This is a genomic window from Pseudomonas thermotolerans DSM 14292 (genome assembly GCF_000364625.1).
In the GTDB taxonomy this organism is placed as follows: Bacteria; Pseudomonadota; Gammaproteobacteria; order Pseudomonadales; family Pseudomonadaceae; genus Aquipseudomonas; species Aquipseudomonas thermotolerans.
The window spans coordinates 1-3,467 of record NZ_KB822647.1 but is presented as its reverse complement, the minus strand read 5'-3'; the positions used below and the strand labels follow the sequence as shown (position 1 = coordinate 3,467).

Annotated in this window: 5 protein-coding genes and 1 pseudogene; 4 read left to right on the top strand and 2 right to left on the bottom strand. The window is 48.9% G+C overall.

Annotation, left to right across the window (positions count from 1 at the left end):
- Window positions 1-64: 64 nt before the first annotated feature.
- Entirely contained in the window at window positions 65-322 is a 258-nt protein-coding gene (locus H165_RS19440; RefSeq protein ID WP_248681223.1) for a phage integrase N-terminal SAM-like domain-containing protein, read from the bottom strand.
- 230 nt (window positions 323-552) lie between these two features.
- Between H165_RS19440 and H165_RS19435 the strand changes: the two genes are divergently transcribed.
- The 4 genes from H165_RS19435 (at window position 553) to H165_RS19430 (ending at window position 3,297) form a co-directional block, all read left to right on the top strand.
- Window positions 553-1,059, top strand: coding sequence for a hypothetical protein (locus H165_RS19435; protein WP_081609388.1), 507 nt, complete (start codon window positions 553-555; stop codon window positions 1,057-1,059).
- A 93-nt stretch (window positions 1,060-1,152) separates the two neighbouring features.
- Window positions 1,153-1,740, top strand: coding sequence for a hypothetical protein (locus tag H165_RS19680; protein WP_155943645.1), 588 nt, complete (start codon window positions 1,153-1,155; stop codon window positions 1,738-1,740).
- A gap of 87 nt (window positions 1,741-1,827) precedes the next feature.
- Entirely contained in the window at window positions 1,828-2,325 is a 498-nt protein-coding gene (locus H165_RS19675; RefSeq protein WP_155943644.1) for a hypothetical protein, read from the top strand.
- Between the two features lie 315 nt (window positions 2,326-2,640).
- Window positions 2,641-3,297 carry a hypothetical protein gene (locus H165_RS19430; RefSeq protein WP_211206297.1) on the top strand — a complete coding sequence of 219 codons (657 nt, stop codon included), beginning with the start codon at window positions 2,641-2,643 and terminating at the stop codon, window positions 3,295-3,297.
- A gap of 77 nt (window positions 3,298-3,374) precedes the next feature.
- Here H165_RS19430 and H165_RS19670 read toward each other — a convergent pair.
- A pseudogene (locus tag H165_RS19670) lies at window positions 3,375-3,467 on the bottom strand (IS5/IS1182 family transposase); the annotation flags it as partial.

Genomic DNA, 3,467 nt, shown 5'->3' with positions numbered 1-3,467 from the left:
AAGCTGCATCCGGGAGTTCGTAACGCTTTGCCATGCGGGCCTCCAGCCGGTCATGGCGCCGATTCTACCCGTTCGGACTTTTCGTACAGAACCTAAGTGCCAGATTCTGGGTCGCGGCTGCCACCTGGCGCTCAACTGCTAGCCAGGTGAGAAAGGCGTTGACCTCGGCAGCACCAAGCTCCAATGGATGACGCAGTTGATGGAAACGGATGAAATAGCGAATCCAGTACCAGTAGGATTTTTCTGTGCGAATACTGTAATGATGTAAGCGCATCACCGCCCTGAACTGCTCTTGTAGGCGAGGTTTGGTGGAGGTTTCCATGGCCGACTCCCTGGCTGTATTTTTGTACAGTAGTAATGGTAGAGCAAAAATAGGAAGTCAAGCGAATACGCCCAGACATAGAAAGATGGCCGGTAAGACCATGATTTGAAAGGAATTTTTCCAGGGCAGCTATGAGGATGATGCGGAGTTATATGGAAGGCTCTACTATCGGATTAGCACCGCCATCCATCTAATCACTGTTATGCACAAATAAACCGCAGGAAGACCGCATGAATTTTGACGCACTTGCTTATCCAGAGAAAATCATAATCGCCGGCTCTGAATTCAGCGGTCAGCGCAATATGTCGAAAGGCACATTACTAGTTCCATATACTGACGAACCGGACGTAGGGATAGGCGACATAATCATTCAAAAGTCTGGAAAGCGCGAAATCGAACTCAAGGTCATTGATGCTCAATTCCAGGCTGGTGGAACTCTTGGCGTAGGAACCAGGCATAAGAACCTGCTAACACTTAAAGTGGAAAATCTTACGGCGCAGCCGCATACGACAAACACTCAATCCTCTACTTTTAACATTGGCTCAATTACTGGCGAGCAGGTGCAGGTAGGAAACAACAACTCACAGGTTGTAAATATTAGCGTTCAAAATCTTGTTGAAGCTGTCGCAAAAAGTGGTGACCAAGAGGCGAAATCAGCGCTAAGAAAACTGCTGGAAAACAGCACAGTCGCAAGTATTGTTGGCGCAGGGGCGGCAGCTCTCCTGGGGCTTTTGTAAATGCATAACAAGTCGCTCAAATCGTTCGCTTCGCTCACTGGGACGGGCTAAAGCCCGCCCCTTAGCTTAATCGTTATACATCAAGAGGGAATCATGACGCTATTCGAGTTCTATACCAACCTCAGAAAAGATGTTCTAAAACAAATCTCTGGAGTAGAAGACTCAAATGGCTACTTCTCATGGGATAACACGACGCCAAACTATCTTATAAAAATTCGTTTAGAGTCACTGCTTGCAGATTACATAGTAAAAGCAAAAGAATTCGGAATATACGTTGTCACTAGGTATGCACGCTGCGCACGCTCAGCACATGAAGGCTACCCAACAGAGAATAGGTACGGTTTAGATATTCCCTATCAAGACGATCAGTTTGTATGGGGAGCAGATCAATTATTTCAAGGAGAACGTATAAGTACATGCCCCTGCTCCACCAAAAACAAGCCACATAAAAATTATGTGATAGACGACATAATTTACAAAAAATCATACAACGAAAAAGACTGCAAAATAATCTCATCAATATTCTGCGATATATCTGAAGCAATAAATAACGCGGCGGATAAAAAAGCAAGATCGGGCATTAGAGAACACCTACTCAGAGCCATTCTGAGACTCAACGATGCAGTACTACCTATGCCAGTAGACGAATATATTTCAACGGCACTCCATAAAAATGCATAACAACTGGTTCAAACCGTTCGCTTCGCTCACTGGGACGGGCTAAAGCCCGCCCCTTAACCAAACGTTATAAGTCACGAGGAAATACGCATGGAAGCCGTCACACTAGACACAAATATCTTCCCTATTGCGGACATAGCAGACTTAGTGAGCAAGGCAGGTTATTCGGCCGAAGTGGTTTCGGTCACTAATCGTGAGCTTGAAGGTACAGACCTATCGGCTGAGGCCAATGAACTCCCGGAAATACCTGAAACATTTCACTTCGGCGAAGGCAGTTTTGGGCGAATGATGTTCGGAGGCATACAGGATGCAGATGATTTCGAAAAAATCCTGCACATTATTACGAGTGGCAGCCACCCGAAGGACCGAGACAATCTCACGCCCAAGCAATTGAACCATCGAAGAGATGCATTAATTCTCCAATCACATATTCGAGCTGGTCGGAGAATTTTTGTCAGTAACGATGAGCGTGGTTTTGTAAAGCATGGTCGACGTGAACAACTTGAAAATCTATTTGGCATCAAAATCTTTAACAAGAGCGAATTCATAGAGCACTGCAAAGCAATAATTAGCGCTAGCGCCTTATAACAATTGGTTCAAGTCGTTCGCTTCGCTCACTCGGGACCGGCTAAAGCCGGCCCCTTAACCAAACGTTATGCATTAGGGCGAAAGCAGGAGTGACACGGAATGCAGCACGCAAGATGCACGATCGATAATCAAGTATGGGAAGCCGAACGTTTCGCGGCGCTGCCTGAGCCCGAATTGGAGAATATGCGCCGAAATCTCGTGTGTGCCGAGTGCGGCGAATTCGCTTGGTTCCGTAGGGCAAGTAGGCACGGCCGCCCCCCTCATTTTTGTGCTCACCATTTGAATACTTGCGGCCTTCGGGTTGAGTACGTAGCAGTGGGCGAACAGCGCGACGACGCAACTATTCAGGAAGAAGAACTCAATGCTGGTGACAGCATAATTGTCCATCTCGACCAAGAGCTGGGCGGCCAAATCGACGTGGCCGAGATCCAGCGACCGCCGACGCCGGGCGTTGGTACAGGTGGTAGAACATTTGTCGTGCCTGGCGGCGAGAGAGAAACCGCGCAGCACTTTACAATGCGGAGGATACTTCTGAGGCTTGTTCAGAGTCCGGCGTTCCGCAACTCCAACAGACAAGTTGTCCTTTACCGTAACGCCACGGAAGTCTTAGTGGCCGGTGCGGTTAGAGACGTCGTCGCAGGCTTTATTGACATAACCCCGGAGAGGCATGCAAATCGTCAGATGCTTTATTGGGGGCCTATCGCATCGGCGGGCATGACGGCAGATGGGAAGCTATGGCTGAACTCATCTGATCGTCACCAAGGGGTTAGTGTCGCAATCTTTCCTGAGATCGTGGACGAGTTTCTGCAGATGTTCGGTGTAAATGATCTCGAAGAGCTTACGGGTGCTCATGTTTTGGTCGCGGGGACTTGCTATTACGCTGCAACCGGTAAGCCAGTCATTTGGTGTGGGTCGTCCCGGTACATAGTCGTGAGGCGGTACCGAGATGCACGACTCCAGGCCGACGTTTAACGGGATAGGTTGCGCATAACACTGCGCTCCAGCCGATGTCAGCCCGCTACGCGGTCTTTCACGGCTGAGCTGGGGCGTTAGGTTCTGTACGAAAAGTACTGCCGTAGGCACCGCAGCGTGCAAGCCAGCGTGACCATTGCGGCAAAACTTCTTGCCAACTTGTCGTAGCG